Source organism: Salegentibacter salarius, assembly GCF_900168265.1.
GTDB classification, from domain to species: Bacteria; Bacteroidota; Bacteroidia; order Flavobacteriales; family Flavobacteriaceae; genus Salegentibacter; species Salegentibacter salarius.
The window spans coordinates 1-3079 of record NZ_FVZF01000043.1 but is presented as its reverse complement, the minus strand read 5'-3'; the positions used below and the strand labels follow the sequence as shown (position 1 = coordinate 3079).

Genomic DNA, 3079 nt, shown 5'->3' with positions numbered 1-3079 from the left:
AAAGGCGGTGACATACTCTCCCACAAATAGCAGTACCATCTGCGCTAACGGGCTTAACTTCTCTGTTCGGAATGGGAAGAGGTGAGCCCCGTTGCCATAACCACCTTAAGTCTTTAGTATGCAGTTTACAGTCTATAAGTTCGCAGTATTACTGCTTACTCTTTTACTTACAACTGCCTACTCTAATAAGTTGACATATTTAAGAAACAAAGAATATAGATAAACTTGGGTAAAGCATTCAAGTCCCCACACCTTTGCAGGCGTGGGAATCGCATCAAGCTTTACGGATTATTAGTACCACTCGGCTATGACATTGCTGCCTTTACACCTGTGGCCTATCAACGTGGTCGTCTCCCACGGTCCTTTAAAGAAATCTCATCTTGTGGTGGGTTTCGCGCTTATATGCTTTCAGCGCTTATCCCTTCCCAACGTAGCTACCCAGCAATGCTCCTGGCGGAACAACTGGTGCACCAGAGGTTGGTCCAATCCGGTCCTCTCGTACTAGGATCAGGTCCACTCAAATTTCTAACGCCCACTACAGATAGAGACCGAACTGTCTCACGACGTTCTGAACCCAGCTCGCGTGCCACTTTAATGGGCGAACAGCCCAACCCTTGGGACCTTCTCCAGCCCCAGGATGTGACGAGCCGACATCGAGGTGCCAAACCCCCCCGTCGATGTGAGCTCTTGGGGGAGATCAGCCTGTTATCCCCGGCGTACCTTTTATCCTTTGAGCGATGACCCTTCCATGCGGTGTCACCGGATCACTATGCTCTACTTTCGTACCTGATCGACCTGTATGTCTCTCAGTCAAGCTCCCTTTTGCCATTGCACTCTACGCACGGTTACCAAGCGTGCTGAGGGAACCTTTAGAAGCCTCCGTTACTCTTTTGGAGGCGACCACCCCAGTCAAACTACCCACCAAGCACTGTCCCTCATATAATGAGGTTAGGCTCCGAACAAGTAAAGGGTGGTATTTCAACAATGACTCCACACCGCCTGGCGACGGCGCTTCAAAGTCTCCCACCTATCCTACACATCACTTGTCCAAAGTCAATACTAAGCTATAGTAAAGGTGCACGGGGTCTTTTCGTCCCGTAGCGGGTAATCGGCATCTTCACCGATACTACAATTTCACCGAGCTCATGGCTGAGACAGTGTCCAGATCGTTGCACCATTCGTGCAGGTCGGAACTTACCCGACAAGGAATTTCGCTACCTTAGGACCGTTATAGTTACGGCCGCCGTTTACTGGGGCTTCAATTCAATGCTTCGCCGAAGCTAACATCTCCTCTTAACCTTCCAGCACCGGGCAGGTGTCAGGCCCTATACATCATCTTTCGATTTAGCAGAGCCCTGTGTTTTTGATAAACAGTCGCCTGGACCTCTTCACTGCGGCCCCGCCGAAGCGGGGCGACCCTTCTCCCGAAGTTACGGGCCCATTTTGCCTAGTTCCTTAGCCATGAATCTCTCGAGCACCTTAGAATTCTCATCCCAACTACCTGTGTCGGTTTATGGTACGGGTTGCCTCCACTCGCTTTTCTTGGAAGTCGATCCGCTGGATTATCACGCCGGCCGAAGCTTTTGTGTACTATCGGGGTGTTACCACTCCCTTCAACGTGCTATTCCGTCAGCACGCACCAACTTTTCGCCTCCGTCCGCTTTAACGTGGGGCAAGTACAGAAATATTAATCTGTTGTCCATCGACTACCCCTTTCGGGTTCGCCTTAGGTCCCGACTAACCCCCAGCTGATTAGCATAGCTGGGGAAACCTTAGTCTTTCGGTGTGCAGGTTTCTCGCCTGCATTATCGTTACTTATGCCTACATTTTCTTTTGTAACCAATCCAGCATACCTCGCAGTACACCTTCATCTCTGTTACAATGCTCCCCTACCACTCCATATCTAAATATGAAATCCATAGCTTCGGTAATATGTTTATGCCCGATTATTATCCATGCCGGACCGCTCGACTAGTGAGCTGTTACGCACTCTTTAAATGAATGGCTGCTTCCAAGCCAACATCCTAGCTGTCTGGGCAGTCCAACCGCGTTTCTTCAACTTAACATATATTTTGGGACCTTAGCTGATGGTCTGGGTTCTTTCCCTCTCGGACACGGACCTTAGCACCCATGCCCTCACTGATATAAAACATTTTATAGCATTCGGAGTTTGTCAGGAATTGGTAGGCGGTGAAGCCCCCGCATCCAATCAGTAGCTCTACCTCTATAAAACTATTATACCGCTGCACCTAAATGCATTTCGGGGAGTACGAGCTATTTCCGAGTTTGATTGGCCTTTCACCCCTACCCTCAGGTCATCCCAAGACTTTTCAACGTCAACGGGTTCGGTCCTCCACTATGTGTTACCACAGCTTCAACCTGCCCAAGGGTAGATCACACGGTTTCGCGTCTACCATTACCAACTTAAAACGCCCTATTAAGACTCGCTTTCGCTACGGCTCCACAGCTGAACTGCTTAACCTTGCTGGCAACGGTAACTCGTAGGCTCATTATGCAAAAGGCACGCCGTCACCCCAAAGGGCTCCGACCGCTTGTAAGCGTATGGTTTCAGGATCTATTTCACTCCCTTGTTCAGGGTTCTTTTCACCTTTCCCTCACGGTACTGGTTCACTATCGGTCTCTCAGGAGTATTTAGCCTTGGCGGATGGTCCCGCCGGATTCATACAGGGTTTCTCGTGCCCCGCACTACTCAGGATACCACTATCATTGCATTCTTTACCTATACCGGGCTGTCACCGTCTATGGCCAGGCTTTCCAACCTGTTCTAATTCTGTTTGCAACAAATGTTGTGGTCCTACAACCCCATAAGGTCCGTAAACCTTATGGTTTGGGCTAATGCGCGTTCGCTCGCCGCTACTAGCGCAATCACTATTGTTTTCTCTTCCTCCGGGTACTTAGATGTTTCAGTTCTCCGGGTTTGCCTCCTTGCGGATACTTAACCTTCAGTTAAGTGGGTTGCCCCATTCGGATATCTGCGGATCAATTTGTATGTGCCAATCCCCGCAGCTTTTCGCAGCTTATCACGTCCTTCTTCGCCTCTGAGAGCCTAGGCATTCCC

2 rRNA genes are annotated in these 3079 nt (G+C 49.8%); both read right to left on the bottom strand.

Annotated features, from left to right (window positions below):
• Nucleotides 1-108, bottom strand: a 5S ribosomal RNA gene (rrf, locus tag B5440_RS15365); the annotation flags it as partial.
• A gap of 162 nt (nt 109-270) precedes the next feature.
• Nucleotides 271-3079, bottom strand: a 23S ribosomal RNA gene (locus tag B5440_RS15360); the annotation flags it as partial.